The sequence below is a fragment of the Variovorax boronicumulans genome (genome assembly GCF_019352895.1).
GTDB lineage: Bacteria > Pseudomonadota > Gammaproteobacteria > Burkholderiales > Burkholderiaceae_C > Variovorax > Variovorax boronicumulans_A.
In genome coordinates this window covers 153,513-174,529 of record NZ_JAAAFX010000005.1, presented here as the reverse complement: position 1 = coordinate 174,529, position 21,017 = coordinate 153,513, and the positions used below count along the sequence as shown (strand labels likewise).

21 protein-coding genes and 1 tRNA gene are annotated in these 21,017 nt (G+C 70.8%); 15 read left to right on the top strand and 7 right to left on the bottom strand.

Features of this window, described 5'->3' with window-relative positions:
- Window positions 1-147 precede the first annotated feature (147 nt).
- Genes K0H49_RS14545 through rbsD form a run of 6 tightly spaced genes read left to right on the top strand, consistent with a single transcriptional unit; the run spans window position 148 to window position 6,170 of the window.
- Window positions 148-1,101 carry a sugar ABC transporter substrate-binding protein gene (locus K0H49_RS14545; RefSeq protein WP_219213725.1) on the top strand — a complete coding sequence of 318 codons (954 nt, stop codon included), beginning with the start codon at window positions 148-150 and terminating at the stop codon, window positions 1,099-1,101.
- A 32-nt stretch (window positions 1,102-1,133) separates the two neighbouring features.
- Entirely contained in the window at window positions 1,134-2,714 is a 1,581-nt protein-coding gene (locus tag K0H49_RS14540; protein ID WP_219213721.1) for a sugar ABC transporter ATP-binding protein, read from the top strand.
- Window positions 2,711-3,703 carry an ABC transporter permease gene (locus K0H49_RS14535; RefSeq protein ID WP_219213718.1) on the top strand — a complete coding sequence of 331 codons (993 nt, stop codon included), beginning with the start codon at window positions 2,711-2,713 and terminating at the stop codon, window positions 3,701-3,703. The genes K0H49_RS14540 and K0H49_RS14535 overlap by 4 nt, the downstream gene beginning before the upstream one ends.
- A 15-nt stretch (window positions 3,704-3,718) precedes the next feature.
- Window positions 3,719-4,813, top strand: coding sequence for a LacI family DNA-binding transcriptional regulator (locus tag K0H49_RS14530; protein WP_219213715.1), 1,095 nt, complete (start codon window positions 3,719-3,721; stop codon window positions 4,811-4,813).
- Window positions 4,810-5,778: a ribokinase gene (gene rbsK / locus K0H49_RS14525; RefSeq protein WP_219213712.1), complete on the top strand. Its 969-nt coding sequence runs from the start codon at window positions 4,810-4,812 to the stop codon at window positions 5,776-5,778. Before K0H49_RS14530 ends, rbsK begins: the two co-directional genes overlap by 4 nt.
- Window positions 5,775-6,170 carry a D-ribose pyranase gene (rbsD, locus tag K0H49_RS14520; protein WP_219213709.1) on the top strand — a complete coding sequence of 132 codons (396 nt, stop codon included), beginning with the start codon at window positions 5,775-5,777 and terminating at the stop codon, window positions 6,168-6,170. Before rbsK ends, rbsD begins: the two co-directional genes overlap by 4 nt.
- A gap of 102 nt (window positions 6,171-6,272) precedes the next feature.
- On the opposite strand, the gene K0H49_RS14515 is transcribed toward rbsD, so the two are convergent.
- Window positions 6,273-7,154, bottom strand: a complete 882-nt coding sequence (locus K0H49_RS14515; RefSeq protein WP_219213707.1) for an MOSC domain-containing protein — start codon at window positions 7,152-7,154, stop codon at window positions 6,273-6,275.
- Window positions 7,155-7,233: 79 nt separating this feature from the next.
- Here K0H49_RS14515 and K0H49_RS14510 point away from each other — a divergent pair, with 79 nt between their 5' ends.
- Genes K0H49_RS14510 through K0H49_RS14500 form a run of 3 tightly spaced genes read left to right on the top strand, consistent with a single transcriptional unit; the run spans window position 7,234 to window position 10,927 of the window.
- Window positions 7,234-8,370: an FAD-dependent monooxygenase gene (locus tag K0H49_RS14510; protein WP_219213704.1), complete on the top strand. Its 1,137-nt coding sequence runs from the start codon at window positions 7,234-7,236 to the stop codon at window positions 8,368-8,370.
- Window positions 8,371-8,423: 53 nt separating this feature from the next.
- The gene (locus tag K0H49_RS14505) at window positions 8,424-9,134 is read left to right on the top strand and encodes a DsbC family protein (RefSeq protein WP_219213701.1); all 711 of its coding nucleotides are present in this window, start codon (window positions 8,424-8,426) and stop codon (window positions 9,132-9,134) included.
- Window positions 9,134-10,927, top strand: coding sequence for a M61 family metallopeptidase (locus tag K0H49_RS14500; protein ID WP_219213699.1), 1,794 nt, complete (start codon window positions 9,134-9,136; stop codon window positions 10,925-10,927). Before K0H49_RS14505 ends, K0H49_RS14500 begins: the two co-directional genes overlap by 1 nt.
- A 199-nt stretch (window positions 10,928-11,126) precedes the next feature.
- Here the strand turns inward: K0H49_RS14500 and K0H49_RS14495 are convergent, their stop codons facing one another.
- Window positions 11,127-11,678 (bottom strand): DUF2325 domain-containing protein, encoded by a 552-nt coding sequence (locus K0H49_RS14495; protein WP_219213697.1) that lies wholly within the window; start codon window positions 11,676-11,678, stop codon window positions 11,127-11,129.
- Between the two features lie 127 nt (window positions 11,679-11,805).
- Between K0H49_RS14495 and K0H49_RS14490 the strand changes: the two genes are divergently transcribed.
- A complete protein-coding gene (locus tag K0H49_RS14490) occupies window positions 11,806-12,585 on the top strand; it encodes an enoyl-CoA hydratase (protein ID WP_219213695.1) in 780 nt (259 codons plus the stop codon).
- 74 nt (window positions 12,586-12,659) lie between these two features.
- Here K0H49_RS14490 and K0H49_RS14485 read toward each other — a convergent pair whose 3' ends face one another.
- Together K0H49_RS14485 and K0H49_RS14480 are read right to left on the bottom strand one after the other, a co-directional pair.
- Window positions 12,660-13,910: a hypothetical protein gene (locus tag K0H49_RS14485; protein WP_219213691.1), complete on the bottom strand. Its 1,251-nt coding sequence runs from the start codon at window positions 13,908-13,910 to the stop codon at window positions 12,660-12,662.
- A 61-nt stretch (window positions 13,911-13,971) separates the two neighbouring features.
- A complete protein-coding gene (locus K0H49_RS14480; RefSeq protein ID WP_219213689.1) occupies window positions 13,972-14,643 on the bottom strand; it encodes a sigma-70 family RNA polymerase sigma factor in 672 nt (223 codons plus the stop codon).
- Window positions 14,644-14,778: 135 nt separating this feature from the next.
- On the opposite strand from K0H49_RS14480, the gene K0H49_RS14475 reads away from it, so the two are divergent.
- From K0H49_RS14475 to K0H49_RS14465, 3 genes are all read left to right on the top strand, one after another.
- Complete coding sequence (locus K0H49_RS14475; RefSeq protein ID WP_219213685.1) at window positions 14,779-16,377, top strand: vWA domain-containing protein; 1,599 nt, start codon at window positions 14,779-14,781, stop codon at window positions 16,375-16,377.
- A gap of 36 nt (window positions 16,378-16,413) precedes the next feature.
- Window positions 16,414-16,490: transfer RNA gene (locus K0H49_RS14470), tRNA-Met, on the top strand.
- Between the two features lie 60 nt (window positions 16,491-16,550).
- Complete coding sequence (locus tag K0H49_RS14465) at window positions 16,551-17,576, top strand: RNA methyltransferase (RefSeq protein ID WP_219213683.1); 1,026 nt, start codon at window positions 16,551-16,553, stop codon at window positions 17,574-17,576.
- 19 nt (window positions 17,577-17,595) lie between these two features.
- Here K0H49_RS14465 and K0H49_RS14460 read toward each other — a convergent pair whose 3' ends face one another.
- Window positions 17,596-18,003, bottom strand: coding sequence for a hypothetical protein (locus K0H49_RS14460; protein WP_219213680.1), 408 nt, complete (start codon window positions 18,001-18,003; stop codon window positions 17,596-17,598).
- Window positions 18,003-18,281 (bottom strand): hypothetical protein, encoded by a 279-nt coding sequence (locus tag K0H49_RS14455; protein WP_219213677.1) that lies wholly within the window; start codon window positions 18,279-18,281, stop codon window positions 18,003-18,005. Before K0H49_RS14455 ends, K0H49_RS14460 begins: the two co-directional genes overlap by 1 nt.
- A gap of 91 nt (window positions 18,282-18,372) precedes the next feature.
- On the opposite strand from K0H49_RS14455, the gene K0H49_RS14450 reads away from it, so the two are divergent.
- On the top strand, window positions 18,373-19,158 hold the full coding sequence (locus K0H49_RS14450; protein ID WP_219213673.1) for an AraC family transcriptional regulator: 786 nt from the start codon (window positions 18,373-18,375) through the stop codon (window positions 19,156-19,158).
- A gap of 31 nt (window positions 19,159-19,189) precedes the next feature.
- Here the strand turns inward: K0H49_RS14450 and K0H49_RS14445 are convergent, their stop codons facing one another.
- Window positions 19,190-20,008: an NAD(P)H-dependent oxidoreductase gene (locus tag K0H49_RS14445; protein ID WP_219213670.1), complete on the bottom strand. Its 819-nt coding sequence runs from the start codon at window positions 20,006-20,008 to the stop codon at window positions 19,190-19,192.
- 59 nt (window positions 20,009-20,067) lie between these two features.
- Between K0H49_RS14445 and K0H49_RS14440 the strand changes: the two genes are divergently transcribed.
- Window positions 20,068-21,006, top strand: coding sequence for a LysR family transcriptional regulator (locus K0H49_RS14440; RefSeq protein WP_374122359.1), 939 nt, complete (start codon window positions 20,068-20,070; stop codon window positions 21,004-21,006).
- Window positions 21,007-21,017 lie beyond the last annotated feature (11 nt).

The following is a 21,017-nucleotide window of genomic DNA, read 5'->3' as shown; positions in this document are numbered from 1 at the left end:
ACCGCGCACGCCCCTGCGGAACGCCTGTCGCATAGGGGTTTGACCCGATAAGCAAACGTTTGCGCAAACGTTTTCGTCCACTAAGATCGCGACCCCGGCCAAGACCGGTGGCCCCTCGCCGCTCACCCAACCCTGGAGACATCGACCATGAAGTTCACCCGCCGTACCCTGCAAAGCGCTGCCGCCCTGACGCTCCTGGGCGCCATCGCCGGAACGCCCGCCTTCGCCCAGGACAAGCCCAAGGTGGCACTGGTCATGAAGTCGCTGGCCAACGAGTTCTTCCGCACCATGGAAGACGGCGCCAAGGCGCACCAGAAGGCGCATGCCGCCGAGTACACGCTGGTCGCCAACGGCATCAAGGACGAAACCGACACCGCGGCCCAGATCAAGATGGTCGAGCAGATGGTGGCGCAGAAGATCAACGCGCTGGTGATCGCCCCGGCCGATTCGAAGGCGCTGGTGCCGGTGATCAAGGCCGCCATCGACAAGGGCATCCTGGTGGTCAACATCGACAACCAGCTCGACGCCGCGGCGCTCAAGGAAAAGGGCATCCAGGTGCCCTTCGTCGGCCCCGACAACCGTGCCGGCTCCAAGCTGGTGGGCGATGCGCTGGCCAAGGAACTCAAGGCCGGCGACAAGGTCGGCATCATCGAAGGCGTGTCGACCACCTTCAATGCGCAACAGCGCACGCTGGGCTACCAGGACGCGATGAAGGCCGCCGGCGTGACGGTGGTGGGCGTGCAGTCGGGCCAGTGGGAGATCGACAAGGCCAACACGGTGGCCGCCGGCATGCTGCGCGAGCACCCCGACCTCAAGGCCCTGCTGGCCGGCAACGACAGCATGGCGCTGGGCGCGGTCGCGGCGGTCAAGGCCGCGGGCAAGACCGGCAAGGTGCTGGTGGTGGGCTACGACAACATCGGCGCCATCAAGCCGATGCTGAAAGACGGCCGCGTGCTCGCCACCGCCGACCAGTTCGCCGCCAAGCAGGCCGTGTTCGGCATCGAGACCGCGCTCAAGGCCATCGCCGACAAGAAGAAGCAGGCGGACATGCCGGCCGCGGTGAAGACCGACGTGGTGCTGGTCACCAAGGACAGCAAGTAGGCCGCCAGGCCCGCCGACCGGACGCCCACACCTTGACTTCCTCCCCCGCCGCCCCGACGGCCACCCCGGTGCTGGCGCTGAGCGCGCTCGGCAAGGACTATGCGGCGCCGGTGCTCGACGACGTCTCGCTGGTGCTGAACGCCGGCGAGGTGCTGGCCCTCACGGGCGAGAACGGCGCCGGCAAGAGCACGCTGTCGAAGATGGTCTGCGGCCTGGTGCAGCCCACGCGCGGCCGCATGCTGCTCGACGGCCAGCCCTTCGCGCCCGGCTCGCGCCGCGAGGCCGAGCGCCTGGGCGTGCGCATGGTGATGCAGGAGCTGGGCCTGGTCACCACGCTGTCGGTGGCCGAGAACCTGCTGCTCGACCGCCTGCCGCACCAGGCCGGCTGGGTCCGGCGCGGCCGGCTGCACGAACTGGCCGCGCTGCAGCTGGCCAAGATCGGCATGGCGCACATCGACCCGGCCACGCCGGTGGCCCGGCTGGGCATCGGCCAGCAGCAGATGGTCGAGATCGCGCGCAACCTGCAGGACGACACGCGCGTGCTGGTGCTCGACGAGCCCACCGCGATGCTCACGCCGCGCGAGACGTCGCACCTGTTCGAGCAGATCGACCGGCTCAAGGCGCGCGGCGTGGCGATCGTCTACGTGTCGCACCGGCTCGAAGAGTTGCAGCGCATCGCCGACCGCGTGGCGGTGCTGCGCGACGGCCGGCTGGTCGACGTGCGGCCCATGGCCGGCGTGCGCGAAGCCGAGCTGGTCCAGCGCATGGTCGGGCGCGCGGTGCACGAACACGAAGGCCGCGCGCGCCGCGTCGCCGGGCCGGTGCTGCTGAGCGCCCGTGGCCTGGGCCGGGCCCAGGCGGTGCGCGATGTGGACCTCGACCTGCATGCCGGCGAGGTGATGGGCCTGGCCGGCCTGGTCGGCTCGGGCCGGACCGAGCTCGTGCGCCTGCTGTTCGGCGCCGACCGCGCGGACCGCGGCGGGATCACGCTGTACGAGAACGGCCAGGCGACGCAGCCGGCGCGCCAGGGCTGGCGCTCGCCGATGCAGGCGATCCGCGCGGGCATCGGCCTGGTCACCGAAGACCGCAAGTCGCAGGGCCTGCTGCTCACCCAGTCGATCCGCGTCAATGCCACGCTGAGCGACCTGGGCGCGATCTCGCGCGGCGGCTGGCTGCTGCGCGCCAAAGAGCGCGGCATCGCCCAGCGCCTGGTCGACCTGCTGCGCGTGCGCTCGCGCAGCATCGAACAACCGGTGGCCACGCTCAGCGGCGGCAACCAGCAGAAGGTGGTGTTCGCGCGCTGGCTGCACCGCGAATGCAAGGTGCTGCTGCTCGACGAACCCACGCGCGGCGTGGACGTGGGCGCGCGCGCCGACCTGTACGCCGAACTCGACCGCATGACCGACGCCGGCAAGGCCCTGCTGATGGTCTCGAGCGACCTGCGCGAACTGATGGCCATGTGCGACCGCATCGGCGTGATGAGCGCCGGCCGGCTGGTCGCGGTGTTCGAGCGCGGCCAGTGGAGCGAGCAGTCGCTGCTGGCCGCCGCCTTCAGCGATGCCACCGGGCACGCTGCCTCCTCTTCTTCCTCGGCCACGGCCGACACACCATGACCGCTGCCTCCCCCGCCACCGCTTCGCCCGCCGCGCCGTCCGCCCTCCGGGGCCAGCTCGGCACCTACCTGGGCCTGACGGCCGTGCTCGTGGGCATGATCGCGCTGTTCGGCTCGATGAGCGAATACTTCCTCACGCGCGACACCTTCCTCTCGATCGCCAACGAGATCCCGGCGCTGGCCGTGATGGCGGTCGGCATGACCTTCGTGCTGATCATCGCGGGCATCGACCTGTCGGTGGGCTCGGTGCTGGCGCTGAGCGCGGCCGTCACTGCCGCCGCGATCCTCGAATGGAAGCTCTCGGTGCCCGTGGCCGCGGTGCTGGGCCTGCTCACCGGCCTGCTGTGCGGCACGGTCACGGGCGCGGTGTCGGTGGCCTGGCGGCTGCCGAGCTTCATCGTCTCGCTGGGCATGCTCGAGGCCGTGCGCGGCGGCGCCTACCTGGTGACCGACTCGCGCACCCAGTACGTGGGCGATGCGATCTCCGGCCTGGCCGCGCCCTGGATCGGCGGCATCTCCGCCGCCTTCGTGCTGGCGGTGGTGCTGGTCGTGGTGGGCCAGCTGGTGCTCACGCGCACGGTGTTCGGCCGCTACGTGGTCGGTATCGGCACCAACGAGGAAGCGATGCGCCTGGCGGGCGTGGACCCGCGCCCCATCCGCATCGTCGTGTTCGCCGTGACCGGGCTGCTGGCCGGGCTCGCGGGCCTGATGCAGTCGGCGCGGCTCGAGGCGGCCGACCCGAACGCCGGCGTGGGCATCGAGCTGCAGGTGATCGCGGCCGTGGTGATCGGCGGCACCAGCCTCATGGGCGGGCGCGGCTCGGTGATCAACACCTTCTTCGGCGTGCTGATCATCGCGGTGCTCGAGGCCGGGCTGGCCCAGGTGGGCGCCAGCGAGCCGAGCAAGCGCATCATCACCGGCGCGGTGATCGTGGTGGCCGTGATCATCGACACGCTGCGCCAGCGCCGCGCCGACCGCCGCCTGGCCTGAAGGAAGCGGCACGCCATGGCCACCCTCAAGGACGTCGCGCTCGAGGCGCGGGTATCCGTCACCACCGTGTCGCACGTGGTCAACGCCACGCGCCATGTGAGCCCCGCGGTGCGCGAGCGCGTGGAGCTCGCCATCCGCGCGCTGGGCTACGTGCCCAACGCGATGGCGCGCAGCCTGAAGAGCAACACCACCTCGACGCTGGGGATGCTGATCCCCAACTGCTCGAACCCCTATTTCGCCGAGATCGTGCGCATCGTGGAAGATCGCTGCTTCGGCGCCGGCTACACGCTGGTGCTGTGCAACACCGACGACGAGCCGAACCGCCAGAGCGTCTACCTGCAGGTGCTGGCCGAGCGCCGCATCGACGGGCTGATCGTGGTGTCGACCGGCCCGGCCGACGACGACTCGCTGGTGCGCCAGCTACACGGCCTGCGCGTGCCGACCGTGCTGCTGGACCGCGAGATCGCCGACCCGGCCTGCGACCTGGTGGAAACCGCGCACATGCAGGGCGGCCTGCTCGCGGCGCGGCACCTGCTGTCGCTGGGCCACCGGCGCATCGCCTGCATCGGCGGGCCGGTGGGCGTGGCGCCCAGCGAGCAGCGCATCGAAGGCTGGCGCCTGGCGCTGGCCGAGGCCGGCGCGACGCCCGACACGGCGCATGCCGACGCGCTGCTGTGGCGCGGCAGCTTCACCAGCCAGAGCGGCTACGAGGCCATGCACGCCATCCTGCGCACCGCCGACCGGCCCTCGGCCGTGTTCGCCTGCAACGACCTGATGGCCATCGGCGCGCTGCGTGCCGCGCACGAGAGCGGGGTGCACGTGCCCGACGAGATCTCGATCGTGGGCTTCGACGACATCGAACTCTCGGCCTACACCAGCCCGCCGCTCACCACCGTGGCCCAGCCCAAGGAGCGCATCGGCGCGCTGGCGGTCGACATGCTGCTCGAGCGCGTGGGCGGCCAGCGCCGCGACGCGCGCAAGGTGGTGCTGCAACCCGAGCTGTGCGTGCGCGGCTCGACCGCGCGCCATGCGAGTTTCCGCGAGGCGGCCGTGCCCGCGCCGGTCGCCGCCCCTTCCACCACCTCTTCCCGAAAGTCCCGCATCCCGTGAGTCCGTCGCCTTCTTCCCGCCCCAGCCACCCCGCACCGCGCATCGTGGTGCTCGGCAGCCTCAACATGGACCTGGTGCTGCGTGTGCCGCACGCGCCCGCCGCGGGCGAGACCCTGCAAGGCCATTCGATCGCCAGCATCCCCGGCGGCAAGGGCGCGAACCAGGCCGTGAGCTGCGCGCGCCAGGGCGGCCAGGTGCGGATGATCGGCTGCGTGGGCGATGACGCGCATGGCGCGGCGCTGCGCGAGGCGCTCGAAGGCGACGGCATCGACACCGCCGCGCTGCGCACCGTGGCCGGCGAGGCCACGGGCACCGCGCTGATCCTGGTCGAGGACAGCGGCCAGAACCGCATCGTGATCGTGCCCGGCGCCAACGCCCGGGTCGAACTCGACGAGGCCGCGCTGCAGCCGCAGCTGCAGGGCGCCGCCTTCCTGGTGACGCAGTTCGAGACGCCGATGGCGCCGGTGCTGCGCGCCGTCGCGCTGGCGCACGAGGCAGGCTGCAAGGTGATGCTCAACCCCTCGCCCATGCAGCCGATCCCCGACGCGCTGTGGTCGCGGATCGACACGCTGGTGGTCAACGAGCTCGAGGCCGAGGCGCTGTGCGGCCTGGCCGCCGACACGCCGCAGCAAGCCGCCGCCGCCGGCCGTTCGCTGCGTGCCAAGGGCATCGCGCGCGTGGTCGTCACGCTCGGCGCGCGCGGCGCGGTGGCGATCGATGCCGAGGGCGCACGCCACCATCCTGCGCCGACCGTGCAGGCAGTCGACACCACCGCCGCGGGCGACACCTTCCTGGGGGCGCTGGCGGTGGCGCTGGGCGAGGGCCAGGCCTTCGACGACGCGGTGCGCCTGGGCATCCGCGCCGCCGCGCTGTGCATCCAGCAGCCCGGCGCCCAACCCTCCATCCCGCGGCGCGACGCCGTGCTGCGGCAAAGCCCGCTGCCCCCCGACTGGAGCACGCTGTGAAACGCTCGCCCTTGCTGCATGCCGAACTGTCCCAGCTGATCGCCTCGATGGGCCACGGCGACATGCTGGTGCTCGGCGATGCCGGCCTGCCCATTCCCGCAGGCCCGCGCCGCATCGACCTGGCCGTGGCGCGCGGCGTGCCGCGGCTGGTCGACGTGCTGGACGCGGTGCTGTCCGAGCTGCAGGTCGAAGCCATCGTGGTGGCCGAGGAGGCGCTGGGCACCGACCGGCAGCTGCCCGGCTGGTATCCGCAGGCGCTGGGCATCGCACCGCAGACCGTGTCGCACGAGGAGTTCAAGCAGCGCAGCGCCAGGGCCCGCGCCATCGTGCGCACGGGCGAGTGCACGCCCTACGCCAACATCATCCTGATTGCCGGCGTGGCATTTGGCTAACCCCCAGGCTTGCCCACTTCGTGTGGCCTCCCTCCCCCTTGCAGGGGGCAATGCCCACGACCCGGCAAAGCCGGTTCCGTGGCATTCCTGGAAAAGACGAACTCATTCGAAGCGGTAGTTCGCGTCGACGGACTGCCCCACCTTGAGCAGGTGCTCCACCCCCTCGAGCACGATGCAGTTCATGCCGAAGGTGATCGCGCCATTGACCCGCGCATGGGCGCGGTAGGTGCGCAGCATGTCGTTGACCTCGGGGCTCGAGACGGCGGTGAGCGGATCGATGTCGGGGATCGGGCAGCGCGGGCAGGGCTTGGCCGGCTGCAGCCGCGCCTGGCCTTCGGCGGTCGCCACGTGCATCGTCTCGACCCGGTCCTCGTCCTGCGCCTCGATGCCGGCCAGCACGATGTTGGGCCGGAAGCGCGCCATCGTGACCGCAGCATGCCCCGCGGCCAGCAGCTTGTCGTTGAGTTCGGCCAGCGAGGCCTCGCTCGTGACCAGCAGCGGGAAGCCGTCGGCGAACTGGTTCTCGGCCTCGACGCCATCGGTCCAGGCCATGTTCGACAGGCGCTTCTGCTCGGGGTCGAAGCGCACCAGCCGCAGCACCTGCGGGCGGCCGGGCTCCGAGAGGAAGTCGCTGAACCACTGGGCCGCGATGTCGCCCATGTCGTAGGCGGCCACTTCGTCGCGCCACACTTTCACGCGCACCGGCTTCTCGACGCGGTCGAAGGCGATGTGCAGCGCCAGCATGCCGGGCGCGCGCAGCACCATCTCCATGTGCTTCAGGGTCGGCTGGATCAGCGCCATGCGCGGCAGCTCGCGCTGGGTCACGAACCCGCCCTGCGCGTCGACCACCATCCAGGCACGGTCGAACTCCAGCCCGGTCTCGGTCAGCAGCACCTCGGGCAGCTCGACCCCGGCGCAGGACTTGATGGGATAGACGAAGAGGCGCGCGATGGTGGCGCGCAGGTCGAAAGCGGTGTCGGTCACGGTCGGAACCTCAGGGCGGCGAAGCGGCGATTGTCCCCGGTTCCCGCGGGTGCGCAGGGCGCCTGCCTACAATGCCCCGATGGCCCTTTCCCCCGAGGTTTGCATTCGCGGCGCCGGCATCGTCGGACGCACATTGGCGCTGCTGCTGGCGCGCGAACGGGTGCGCGTCGCGCTCGTCGCGCCCGAGGCAGCCACTCTCCCCGAACACCCCGCCCAGGACGTGCGCGCCTACGCGCTCAATGCGGCGTCGAAGAACCTGCTCGAGTCGCTGCGGGCCTGGCCCGATGCGGCCCATGCCACGCCGGTGCGCGAGATGCGCGTCAACGGCGACGACGGCGGCCACGTGCGCTTCGATGCCGCGGCGCAGAAGGTCGAGGCGCTGGCCTGGATCGTCGACGTGCCCGCGCTCGAACGGCAGCTGGCCGATGCGGTGCGCTTCCAGCCGCTGATCGACGTGGTGTCCGCGCCCGTGAGCGCGGCCCTGACCGTGGTCTGCGAAGGCAAGGCCAGCGCCACGCGCGAGGCGCTGGGCGTGAGCTACGAGGTCACGCGCTACCCGCAGCACGCGATCGCCGCCCGGCTCGACGCCGAGCGCCCGCACGATGGCATCGCGCGCCAGTGGTTCAACGACCGGGGCGAGGTGCTGGCCCTGCTGCCGCTGGGCGGCGCCGACGGCCGCTCGCTCGCGCTGGTGTGGTCGGTCGAACAATTGCGCGCGCCGGCACTGCTGGCGCTCGGCGCCGAGGAATTCAATGCCGCAGTGCGCGAAGCCAGCCACGATGCGCTGGGCGCGCTCACGCTGAGCAGTGAACGCGCCGCCTGGCCGCTGCAGCGCGCCATCGCCGACCGCTGGACCGGGCGCTTCGCAGGCGCCGACGGCAAGGCCTGGGCGCTGGCCGGCGACGCGGCCCACACCGTGCATCCGCTGGCGGGCCAGGGCCTGAACCTCGGACTGGCCGACGTGGCCGCGCTGGCCGACGTGCTCAAGGGCCGCGAGTACTGGCGCAGCGTGGGCGATGCGCGCCTGCTGCGCCGCTACGAACGCACGCGCCGCACCGACGTGCTCTCGATGAGCCTGGCCACCGACGGCCTGCAGCAGCTGTTCGCGCACAGCACCGACCCGCTGCCGGCGCTGCGCAACTGGGGCATGCGCGGCTTCGATCGCACGCGCCTGCTCAAACACTGGATCGCCGGCCACGCCATGGGCGCACGGTGACGACGCCCGCGCCATCTCTCTGAACTTCCGCGAACAACCTCACTCGGTCAGGCATGAAAACTATCCGCATCCTCTTCGCCGCGCTCGCGCTGGGCAGCACGCTGGCGGCCGTCGCCGGTGAAGCCGACATCCGCAAGAACCTGGCCTCGCGCATTCCGCAGTTCGCCAACATCGACGAGGTGAGCAAGACGCCGGTCGCGGGCATCTACGAAGTCCGCATCAACGGCTTCGAGATCTACTACACCGACGAGCAGGGCAACTACCTGCTGCAGGGCAACCTGATCGACGTGCAGGCGCGCCGCAACCTGACCGAGGAACGGGTCGAGAAGCTCAGCACGGTCGACTTCGACAAGCTGCCGGTCAAGGACGCCTTCAAGATCGTGCGCGGCAACGGCAAGCGCAAGCTGGCGGTGTTCGAGGACCCGAACTGCGGCTACTGCAAGCAGTTCGAGCGCGAGATGAAGAACGTCGACAACGTCACGGTCTACCTGTTCCTCTACCCGGTGCTGGGGCCGGACTCGAACGTCAAGTCGCGCGACATCTGGTGCAGCAAGGACAAGGCCAAGACCTGGGACGACTGGATGAGCACCGGCGCCAAGCCCCCCACGGGCAGCTGCGACACCGCGGCCCTGCAGCGCAACATCGAGTTCGGCCGCAAGTACAACATCACGGGCACGCCGACCGTGATCTTCGCCGACGGCACCCGCGCTCCGGGCGCGATCCCGGCCGCCCAGGTCGAGAAGATGCTCGCAGCGGCCAAGTGATGGCCGGCACCGAGGCCATCCACTACCGCGTGGAATGCGCGGACCCGCACGCGCACCTGTTCGCCGTCACGCTGACCATCGCCTCGCCCGCCGCGCTGCAGCGCGTGGCGCTGCCGGTGTGGATCCCGGGCAGCTACCTGGTGCGCGAGTTCGCCAAGAACCTGCAGCAGCTGCGCGCCACCCAGGGCCGGCGCAAGGTGGCGCTGACGCAGCTCGACAAGCACAGCTGGCAGACCGACTGCGCCGCCGGCAAGCCGCTGGTGCTGCGCTACGAGGTCTGCGCCTATGACCACTCGGTGCGTACCGCCTGGCTCGATGCCGACCGCGGCTTCTTCAACGGCACCAGCCTGTGCCTGCAGGTCGACGGCCAGACCGGCCTGCCGCATGCGCTGGAGATCGTGGCGCCGCCGACGATCGCCGGGCGCGCGCGCTGGCAGTGCGCCACCGCGCTGCGCCCAGCGAAGGCCGACGCCCACGGCTTCGGCCTCTACCGCGCCGACAACTACGACGAGCTGGCCGACAGCCCGGTCGAGCTGGGCGACTTCTGGAGCGCCAGCTTCGAGGCCGGCGGCGTGCCGCACCGCTTCGTGGTGGCGGGCGCGACCGCCTCCTTCGACGGCGAACGGCTCATCGCCGACACGCGGGCGATCTGCGAGACGCAGATGCGCTTCTGGCACGGCGGCAAGGTCGGCAAGCGCGGGGGCGGCAAGCCGCCGCACGACCGCTACGTGTTCATGCTCAACGCGGTCGACGACGGCTACGGCGGGCTCGAGCACCGCCACTCGACCGCGCTGATCTGCACCCGCCACGACCTGCCGCAGCGCGGCGCCAAGAAGCAGCCCGAGGGCTACACCACGCTGCTGGGCCTGATCAGCCACGAGTACTTCCACACCTGGAACGTCAAGCGGCTGCGGCCTTCGGAGTTCGAGCGCTACGACTACGCGCAGGAGAACTACACGCGGCTGCTGTGGTTCTTCGAGGGCTTCACGAGCTACTACGACGACCTGCTGCTGCGCCGCGCCGGCCGCATCGACGACGCGACCTACCTCAAGCTGCTCAACAAGACCATCAACCAGGTGCTGCAGGCGCCCGGCCGGCAGGTGCAGTCGGTGGCCGAGGCCAGCTTCGACGCCTGGGTCAAGTACTACCGCCAGGACGAGCAGACCGCCAACCAGACCATCAGCTACTACACCAAGGGCGCGCTGGTCGCGCTGTGCCTGGACCTCACGCTGCGGCGCGAAGGCCATGGCACGCTCGACGACGTGATGCGCCTGCTGTGGACACGCAGCGGCGGCGGCCCGATCGACGAGGCCATGGTCGCGGCGGCGCTGGAAACCGTGGGCCGGCGCGCCTTCGCGACCGAGCTCGCGCAATGGGTGCACGGCACCGACGAGCTGCCCCTGTCGGAGCTGCTGCGCGCGCATGGCGTGGCCGCGCTGGACGACCCGGCGCAGCGCGCCCAGGCGCTGGGCCTGCGCGTGGCCGAAACCAACGGCAGCGTGCAGGTGAAGGTGGTGCTGCGCGGCAGTGCCGCGGAGAAGGCCGGTTTCTCGGCCGGCGACGAATGGATCGGCATCGAACTGCCCGCCAGCAAGGGCCGACACGCCCAAGGCTGGCGCCTGGCCAAGCTCGACGACCTGGCGCTCTACCTCGGCGATGCGCAGCAGAAGGCGACGGCCCTGGTGGCGCGCGACAAGCGCCTGCTGCGGCTGGCGCTCACGCTGCCGAGCGGCGAGACGACCTGGCGGCTGTTCGCCCAGGACGCCGCCAAACTCTCGGCCTGGTTGAGCTGACCCACCCCCCGATGCAGCGCACTTCGTGTCGCTGCCTCCCCTCCTCCCTGGGCCCACCCCCGATCCAGCGCACTTCGTGTCGCTGCCTCCCCCTCAAGGGGGCGACACCTGCAGCCCGGCGAAGCCGGTTCTGCGGTGTCTCTGGTATTCGGGCCCAGCGGTTTCACGCGGTGCGGCTCTGCACCCGCAGCTTGAGACCCTAGAAATCCACCGTCTCCCCGCGCCGCACGAAGCGGATCGGCTGCTCCTGCCCCACCAGCACGCAGGGCTTGCCGGTGCGCCGGCAATGGTCCTGCACGCGCCAGTAGGCGCCGTGGCTCATGCAACCGGTCTGGCAGATCACCAGGTCGGCCGCGCGCAGGCTGGCCTCGAGGGCCGCGGCGTCGACGTCGTCCTGGCCGTCGTGGTGCAGGTAGCGGCCGCCCGCGATCTCCACCAGCTGGCGTGCCATCGCCGAGGCCTCTTCCGCCCGCCCCACGCACAGCACCGCCTTCTCGCGCAGGTCGGCCTCGGGCAGCGGCGAGCGCATGGCGCGCCGCCGCGCGGGCAGCAGCAGGTTCTGCAGGCGCTTGGGCAGCGACACGCCGGTGGCGGGCGCCGTCAGGGCTTCGCGCACCATGGCCAGCGCCGAGTCGCGCACGATCAGCGCGGCGCGCAGCCGCACGATCTGGGCGGCCTGCTCGGCCAGCAGGCGCGAACAGCGCTCCTGCGCCCGGGCATAGGCGCGCAACAGGACGGCGTTTTCTTCCATGGGCAACTCCATATCGTTGGCGCATTCTAAATGCGAATTATTCTCAACAAAGTTGACATTCCATTCACACGCCGCTGGTTATAGTGACCCGCATCCCCCCCATTCCTTTACCTCTCACGGAGACAGCATGAGCTACGAAAACATCGAAGTGCGCACCGAGGCCGGCAAGGTCGGCGTCATCACCCTGAACCGCCCCAAGGCGCTGAACGCGCTCAACGACGCGCTGATGACCGAGCTGGGCACCGCGCTCAAGGCCTTCGACGCCGACGGCGCGATCGGCTGCATCGTCATCACCGGCAGCGAACGCGCCTTTGCCGCCGGCGCCGACATCAGCGCGATGGCCAAGTACAGCTTCATCGACGCCTACAAGGGCGACTACATCACGCGCAACTGGGAAACCATCCGCAGCATCCGCAAGCCGGTGATCGCGGCCGTGTCGGGCTTTGCGCTGGGCGGTGGCTGCGAGCTGGCCATGATGTGCGACTTCATCATCGCGGCCGACAACGCCAAGTTCGGCCAGCCCGAGATCAAGCTGGGCGTGATCCCCGGTGCCGGCGGCACGCAGCGCCTGCCGCGCGCGGTGGGCAAGAGCAAGGCCATGGACATGGCGCTCACCGGCCGCATGATGGACGCCGCCGAAGCCGAACGCGCGGGCCTGGTGAGCCGCGTGGTGCCCTTCGACAAGCTGGCCGACGAGGCCCTGGGCGCGGCGCTGCAGATCGCCGACTTCTCGCAGATCGCAGTGATGGCGGCCAAGGAATCGGTCAACCGCGCCTTCGAGAGCGGCCTGAGCGACGGCGTGATGTTCGAGCGCCGGCTGTTCCACGCGCTGTTCGCCACCCACGACCAGAAGGAAGGCATGGACGCCTTCGTGGCCAAGCGCAAGGCTGACTTCAAGCACGAGTGAAGCCGGGGCCTGGCTCAGCCCACGCGATCCCCGGAAACCGGGTGACCAGGCCCTGAGCCGTCACCGGCCGCGCCTCAGCGTGACGGTGACTGCGGTTGCGATGGCGCCGGGGCGCTCGCTTCTTCCAGTGCCGCGCGCAAGCCCTTCATCGCGCCGGCGCCCGGCGTCCCGATGCCCGGCGCCACACCTTCCTCGCGCCAGCGCACCTGGCCGCCGGCCAGTTCCATCACGGCCAGTGCCTCGCCATTGCGCTCCAGCGTGATGCGCCAATCGACCTTGGCGCGCAACGGCCGGGCACTCACGCCCGCCAAGGCCGCCGAGCCGATCAGCGCGCCCAGCTCGCGCGCCTCGGCCCGCTGCAAGGTGCGCGTTTCGCCGTCGGGGCGGGTGATGTGCAGCACGGTCCATTGCGACAGCGCGGCGAAGCTCGGCGGCGCGGCCGTTGCGGCCGGCTCGGTCGCTGTAGGCGCCGGTGCCACGGCCGCCGCGCGCGGTGGCGCGGCTGCGGGGGCGGCGTCCTGCGGGGCCGCGAAGGCCCGACGCTCGGCGATCGCCGCCTGCTTGCTCGCGCGGGCGGACTGCGCATCGGCCGTCGCCGTCGCCGGTGCAGCGGGCGGTGCCGGCGCTGGCGCCGGTGCCGGTGACCGCGCGGCCTCCTTCTTGAGGACACGGGCGCGCGCTGCGGCCGCGTCGCTGTCGGCCTGGCGTTCGCGCTTCACGCGGGCTTCTTCCTGGTCGAGCGCGCGCGTGGCGGCCGCGGTGGTCTCCCGGGACTCGGCCAACTGGGCGTCGAGCGCGCTGGGTGCTGGTGCTGGTGCTGGTGCTGGTGCTGGTGCTGGTGCGGGTGCGGGTGCGGGTGCGGGTGCGGCCGCAGGCTCGGGTGCAGCGGGTGCAGGGGCAGGCGCAGGTGCAGGTGCAGGTGCAGGTGCAGGTGCACTTTGTGCGATCTCGGCCGCCGGGGGTGCCGAGGCGGAGGCTGTGGGCGCCGCTTTTTCCTGCGGGCCATCGAGCCGTGCACCCGGCACCTCTTCGCGCTGCCACATCAGCGTGACCAGCACGCCGACCAGCACGGTCGCGAAGGCCGCGTTCCATGGCACACCGCCGCCCGCGCCGATGCCGAGCAGGCGCTGCCACCAAGAGCGCTCTGCAGGCACCGGCAGTTCGGGCAACGAGGGCGCCACGGCCTCGTGCGCCATCGCGCGGATCGATTGGCCCAGGCGCCAGTCGGGCGTGGCCGCCTGATCGGGCGCGTTCTCGAGCGCGCGCTGCAGCACGGGGTCGCGCAGATCGTCTGGGTCGTCGTGGATGAGGGTCGGATCGCTCACTGGGAAACCTCCGCGCGCTGCGCTGCGGTGCACGCTGGCCCGGGACGGCCCGGCACGGCGCTCATACGCCCTCCCCCAGCGCCGTCAGATAGCGCTCCATGCAGCCGCGCAGCTTCTTCATGCCATAGCGCAGCCGGCTGCGCACCGTCTCGAAGCCGATCTCGAGCGTGGCGGCCAGGGCTTCGACCGTGAAGCCGTCTTCGTGGTGCAGCAGGAAGGCCGCGCGCTGCTCGTCGGGCAGTTCGTCGAGGCAGTTCAGCAGCCGCCGGCCGGCCGAGCGCCAGAAGGCCATGTCCTCGGCCGAGGGATGCGCCGCATCGATCGGCTGCCCCAGGTCGTTGACCAGGGCCCGCCCGAACAGCTGCGCGGCCTCGACGCCGTCGCCGTCCTCGTCGTGCGCATGGAACACCACCTGGCGCCCGCTCGCGCGCAGCCGGTCCATCGCCAGGTTGTGCGCGATGGTGAAGGCCCAGGTGCGCCACGTGGCGCCCTGCGGCGAGAAGCTGGCGCGCGCCGTGATGACGCGCACCCAGGTCTCCTGGAACACCTCGTCGACCTCGGCCGCCAGCCGCACGCCCAGCAGCCGCCGCACGAAACGGTACAGCGCGCCTTCGTGGCGCGCATAGAGCACGTCGAAGGCCGCGGTGTCGCCGCCGGCATAGGCCAGCATCAGCTGGTCGTCCGGGAGGGTGGCGTGGATCGCGGAAGCCGCGACGCTGGGGGGGGACTGCATGGACAGATTCTCACCTCAGCTTGTACGCGCGGCGACGGCGTTCGGGGTTTGCACGCTGCGTTTTCTTTGGCGCAAGCCAACCCCGAACGCCGTGGCCGGCCGTATCAAGGACATCACTCACCCTCGGAGTCCTCGATGACCCTGCCTGCTTCCACCCCTCCCGCGGCCGCGCTTTCGGCCGTTTCGGTCCTGCCTTCCGGTGCGCGACGCACTTCACGCGGTACACGCGCCGTCGTCGTGCTGCTGTGCGCGCAGTTGCTGCTCGGCGCCTGCCAGGCCCGGAGCGTGGTGGTCGAAGGCCCCACCGCCTGGCCCGAGCCCACGCCCCAACCGCAACCGCCGCGGCCCACGCCAGGCACGCCACCGCAGTGGCCCAGCGGCGCGGCCGTGCTGCGCACGCCGAACTTCCAGGCGCCGTCGGCGCTGAGCTGCGCGCGTCCGATCCAGACGCGGGAGGTGCCCGGGCGCGATCCGCAGGCCAGCGCACGCGGCGACATGCGCGAGCGTGCAGGGGTCGCCAGCAAGCGGCGCAGCGATCGCGCGGAGGCCGGCGAGGCCGTGGCCGACGGTTCGGTCGCCGAATCGGAGATCCCCGCCGCCGCGCCGCCGCCCTCGCCGGCCATCACCGCGGCGCCCTCGGCCCGCCGCATGACCGAACCGGCACTCCTGCCCATGCCGCGCCAGACACCGCAGCAAGCTCAGCAGCCCGTGACCGCCGGCATGGTCGACGACAACGCCGACTTCGGCGAGTACCTGCGCTTCCGAGACCGCACCCAGGTCACGCACCGCGCCCGCGACGTGCGCCAGCGCTACCTGCTGCAGGTGCGCAACGCGCGCGGCGCCGTCGTACCCGATGCCGAGGTGGCGGTGCGCGCCCCCGGCGGCGCCGCGATGTGGGCCCGCACCGACGCCGGTGGCCGCGCCTGGCTGCACCCCGACGCCTTCGACCCGAACGCCAGCCAGGTCTACGAGATCGCGGTGCGCAAGAACGGCCGCCAGGCCGGCGGCTTCCTGCAGCGCGGCCAGAAGAGCGCGGTCGACATCGTGCTGGCCGACGACGCGGCGCCCGCACGCGCGCGGCTGGACCTGGTCTTCCTGATCGACGCCACCGGCTCGATGGCCGACGAGATCGGTCGCCTCAAGAGCACGCTGCGCACCATCGCCAGCGAAGTGGCGCAACTGCCCAGCCGCCCCGACACCTGCTTCGGCCTGGTGGCCTACCGCGACAAGGGCGACGCCTTCCTGCTGCGCAGCCACGACTTCACCAACGACCTCGACGCCTTCCAGGGCGTGCTGAACGCGCTGCAGGCCAACGGCGGCGGCGACTACCCGGAGGCGATGAACGAAGCGCTGCACGAAACGGTGCACACGTTGAGCTGGCGCGGCAGCGGCGCGACCCGCATGGTCGTGCTGCTGGCCGACGCGCCGCCGCACCTGGACTACGGCGGCCCGCAGTACGACGACGACATGCTGGTGGCGCTGGGCAAGGGCATCAAGGTGTTCAGCGTGGGCGCCAGCGGCCTCGACAAGCAGGGCGAGTACATCCAGCGGCAGATCGCGCAGTACACCGGCGGGCGCTTCGTGTTCCTGACCTACAAGGACGCCGAACGCCCTTCGAGCGGCCCGGGCCGCGAAACCGTGCACGACGTGGGCAACTACTCGGTCCAGACCCTGGACCGGCTGATCGTGCGGCTGGTGACCGAAGAACTCGACAAATTGCCACGAGGCAGTTGACGGGGCATACAAAGCTCGGGCTATAATCTCGGGCTCGGCTCTTTAGCTCAGTCGGTTAGAGCGATGGAATCATAATCCACAGGTCCGCGGTTCGAATCCGTGAAGAGCCACCAGTCAGAAAAAGCCTTGCAAGTCAACGACTTGCAAGGCTTTTTGTTTTCCAGGGCAGCCCCATGCACATCCACGAACTGAGGCAACGGCTGCAGGACGCCGGCGCCGGCCCGCTGCACGAACACCGGATCCTGCGCATGTGGTCGCATGCGCGGCCGCAGGACAGCGGCCGGCGCCGGCCGCACACCTTCTTCCCGTCGTCCCTGCTGGCCGCGATGCCGCGCATCGAAGCCGAGCTGGCGGGACTGGCGCGCATCGACGCCGTCCATCCCGGGGCCGACGGGTCCGAACGCCTGCTGGTGGCGCTGGCCGACGGCCAGACGGTGGAAAGCGTGCTGCTGCCGCGCGGCGGCCTGTGCGTGTCGTCGCAGGTGGGCTGCGCGGTCGGCTGCCAGTTCTGCATGACCGGGCGTGACGGGCTGCTGCGCCAGGTCGGCAGCGCCGAGATCGTGGCCCAGGTCGTGCTCGCGCGCCAGCGCCGCGCCGTGACCAAGGTGGTGTTCATGGGCATGGGCGAGCCGGCCCACAACCTGGACAACGTGATGGAGGCGATCGAACTGCTGGGCACGGCCGGCAACATCGGCCACAAGAACCTGGTGTTCTCCACCGTGGGCGATCCGCGCGCCTTCGAGCGTCTGCAACGGAGCACGGTGAAGCCCGCGCTGGCGCTCTCGCTGCACACGACCGACGCCGCGCTGCGCCGCACGCTGCTGCCGCGCGCACCGCACATGTCGCCCGCGGAACTGGTCGCGGCCAGCGAAGGCTACGCGCGCGCTTCGGGCTACCCGGTGCAGTACCAGTGGACGCTGCTGGAAGGCGTCAACGACAGCGATGAGGAGATCGAGGGCATCGTCGCGCTGCTGGGTGGCAAGTACGGCGTGCTCAACATGATCCCCTTCAACACGGTGGACGGCGTGGCCTTCCGCCGCCCGCAGCGGGAGCGCTGCGAACAGATCGCCCGCACGCTGCGCCAGCGCGGCATCCTCACCAAGCTGCGCTACTCGGCCGGGCAGGATGTCGATGGCGGCTGCGGCCAGCTGAGGGCGCGGGCGATCGAGGCGCGGGTGGTGCTGCATCGGGCGACCTGAAGAGGCCTGGCAGCGCCCATCAGCCTTCCTCGCCAACCCCTTCGGCCTTGGCCAGCCACTTCTCAGCCGCCTCGGCCGCTTCGCGCTCGGTCTCGACGAACGCAATCGCCAGGCCGAGCACTTTGCCCGCGCCCTGCGCGGCCAATCGAACCGCCGCCGGGATCGCGCGGTTTCCAGTGATGAGCACCATGCCTTGGCACAGCGCGCGCAGCCACGCCTTGTGGCGCTTGAAGAACAGCGCACGCTGCTTGCGGTCCTCATGGCTCTCGTCGGCATGGTCGCCGGGCAGGTGGTCGGTGAGCAGCACGAAGCGCTCGCCGCGGTCGAGCAACGCTTCCAGCGCCTGCTCCGGCGTGCCGACCGCCGACGGCTGCTGTTCCGCCTCGCGCATGAACACCAGCGGGAACCTCGTCGTGTCGAGCCGCATCACGCCTCCGCGGGCGATGCGGCGCCGATCCGCGCCTCGACGAAAGCGCGCAGCTGCGGGTCGCGGATCTCGAACACCTCGAACAGGCCCAGCGCGCGCAGCGCGGGCAGCAAGTCTTCGAGGTCCCGCAGCGCGGCCTCGCGCGCCGCGGGCGTGAGGGCCGGATTCGCGAAGGCCGCGGCGTTGACGAGGAAGGCGCCGACCGTGCCCTTGCGCACGGTGGTGCCCTGGATCTCGATCTCGTTCTGTGTGTCCGGAAGGACGTCCTTTGCGCGCATGGGCAATCTCCTGAAGGGTTGGCCTCCAGCGTACGAAGGAACAAGTCGGCGGCTGTAGACTGGATCGGCCAACCAATAGCTCGAATCCGCCATGCTCGACCCCCTGCTCCAACTCGCCGACCATGTCGACCGCGACGACGGCCCGGTCGTGATCGCGGCCGAGGGCAGCCAGGACGGCGAGCTGGCGTCCGGCGCGCACTCCCATGCGCGCGGCCAGCTGTTCGGCTCGCTGCGCGGCCTGCTGTCAGTGGGCGTGGAAGACGGCGTCTGGATCGTGCCCGCCATCCATGCGGTGTGGCTGCCGCCGCACCAGCGGCATTCGGGCCGGTCGCATGGGCCCTTCCACGGCTGGAGCGTCTATGTGGCGGAATCGGCCTGCGCCGACCTGCCGCCGCGGCCCTGCACGATCCGCACCTCGGGGCTGCTGCGCGAGGCCGTGCTGCGGGCGACCAGCTGGCCCCTGCAGTCGCAGCCGCTCGACGGTGCCCGCGCGCACGTCGCGGCCCTGATCCTGGACGAGATCCGCCACCTGCCGGTCGAGCCCTTCGGCTTGCCGCTGCCGGCCGATCCGCGCCTGCAGCGGATCGCGAAGGCGCTGATCGCGGAGCCGGCCGACGCGCGCGACCTCGAGGCCTGGGCGGCCTGGGCCGCGGTGAGTTCGCGCACGCTGAGCCGCCGCTTCGTGGCCGAGACCGGCTTCAACTTCACGGCCTGGCGGCAGCGGGCCCGCATGATGCGTTCGCTGGAAATGCTCGCGGCCGGCATGCCGGTGACCGCCATCGCGCTGGACCTGGGCTATGCGACCGCAAGTGCGTTCATCGGCCTGTTCCGGCGCACCTTCGGGGAGACGCCGGCGGTCTATCGGACGCGGCTCTGAGCGGGCCCGCATGCCAGCCTCCAGTCGCCCGTCAGGAGGCGTCGATGTGGCATACGACGGCGCTTTCGGCGGGCGCCGATACCGTCTCTGCGATGTGCGCCATCAATCCGGTCTGCCCGACCGCGACGTGCGCCGCCAGCACATGGCGGTCCGGATAGTCCCCGCCGTTCTGCGCCCTGAAGGGAATCGGCGCGTCGTCGAAGAGCGTCTCGAGACGTGCACACCAGGCAGCCTCTGCCAGGACCAGGCCCTGCGCATTCATGCGTCCGGCGTCGTAGACCGCGTGCGTGGGCAGCACGTCGAAGCCGGGGAAATAGAGCGTGCCGTGCGTGATCGGAAACAGCAGTTGCTCGAGCGGCCCGTTGATCCCTCGCGGCGAATAGTCTTTCTCCGGCCCGCCCACGGCGACGGCCAGCAGGGCACGCTTGCCCTTGAAGGCGCCGTCGCCGTAACGGTAGGTGTTGCCGCCATCCTTGTAGCCGTAGGCGAGTCCGTAGGCCCACACGCGGTCAATCCAACCTTTCATGATGGCCGGCATGCCGTACCACCACAGCGGAAACTGGAAGATCACCGCATCGGCGGCCAGCACCTTCGCCTGTTCCGTCGCCACATCGAGGGTCTGGCCGCCGTTGGCGTAGGCATGGCCTGATTCCGCGATGAAGGACAGCCGCTCGGGATCGGCGCGCACGGGGAAATCCTCGGCATCGAAGACCGCCTTCCAGTGCATGGCGTAGAGATCCGACTGCAGCACCTCATGGCCTTGGGCCTGAAGCGTGCGCACCGACTCGGCGACGAGGCGTCGCGTCAGCGACGTGGGTTCGGGGTGCGCGTGAACGATCAGGACTTTCATCTTCTTTCCCTCTGCGGCAGAGGCCTGTGGCTTGGAAGAAAGGAAGTCTGCGCCGCCCGATGCCATCCGTGAAATCGAACAACTGCTGGTCTACCATCCATGGCATGGATACCAGGCGACTCGATCTGAACCTTCTCGTGACGCTCGAGGCCTTGCTCTCGGAGCAGAACGTGACCAAGGCCGCGGCACGCTTGCACCTGAGCCAACCCGCGGTGAGTGCGCAGCTCAGCCGGCTGAGGGATCTGTTCGGCGACGCGCTGCTGATTCCGTCCCAGCGCGGCATGACGCCGACGTCCAAGGCGCTCGAGCTGCTCGCACCGCTTCGCCAGGCGCTGGACCATGTCCGGTCCACCGTGGTCGCACAGGCCTTCGATCCGGCCACGGCAGAACTGACGGTGACGATCGCTTGCACCGACTACCTGCAGGCCGCGGTGGTGCTGCCGCTGGTCATCGCGCTCAGGGCCAGGGCGCCAGCCGTGCGGGTGGCGCTGCGCCACCTCGACCTGTCGCAGCTGGAAGCACAGATGGCACGCGGCGATGTCGACCTGGCGCTCATGACGCCATCGGTGGCACCGCAGACGCTGCGCACGCGCCCTCTTTTCGACGAACGCTATGTGCTCATCGGCCGCCGCAAGCATCCGCACCTGCGCAAGGCGATGACGGTGGCCGCGTTCGTCGACCTGGAGCATGTGATCGTGTCCCTGCGCGGCGGCGAGTTCGACACCGCGGTGGACGACACCCTGGCCTTGCTGGGACACCGCCGGAAGGTGGTGCTGTCTGCGGCATCGTTCCTGTCCGTTCCCGAGATCGTCGCCCGATCGAACCTCGTCGCCCTCGTGCCGCAGCGGTTGGTGCGCGGCCGCGCCTACCAGCTCCGGTCCGTCGAGCCTCCGCTGCCGGTCGAAGGCTTTGCCGTGGGCATGGTGTGGCACGAGCGCAATCACGGGCACAGCGGCCAGCGCTGGTTCCGCGAGGCCCTCCTGGCCTCGGCGGATTGAGGCGCCGCGCG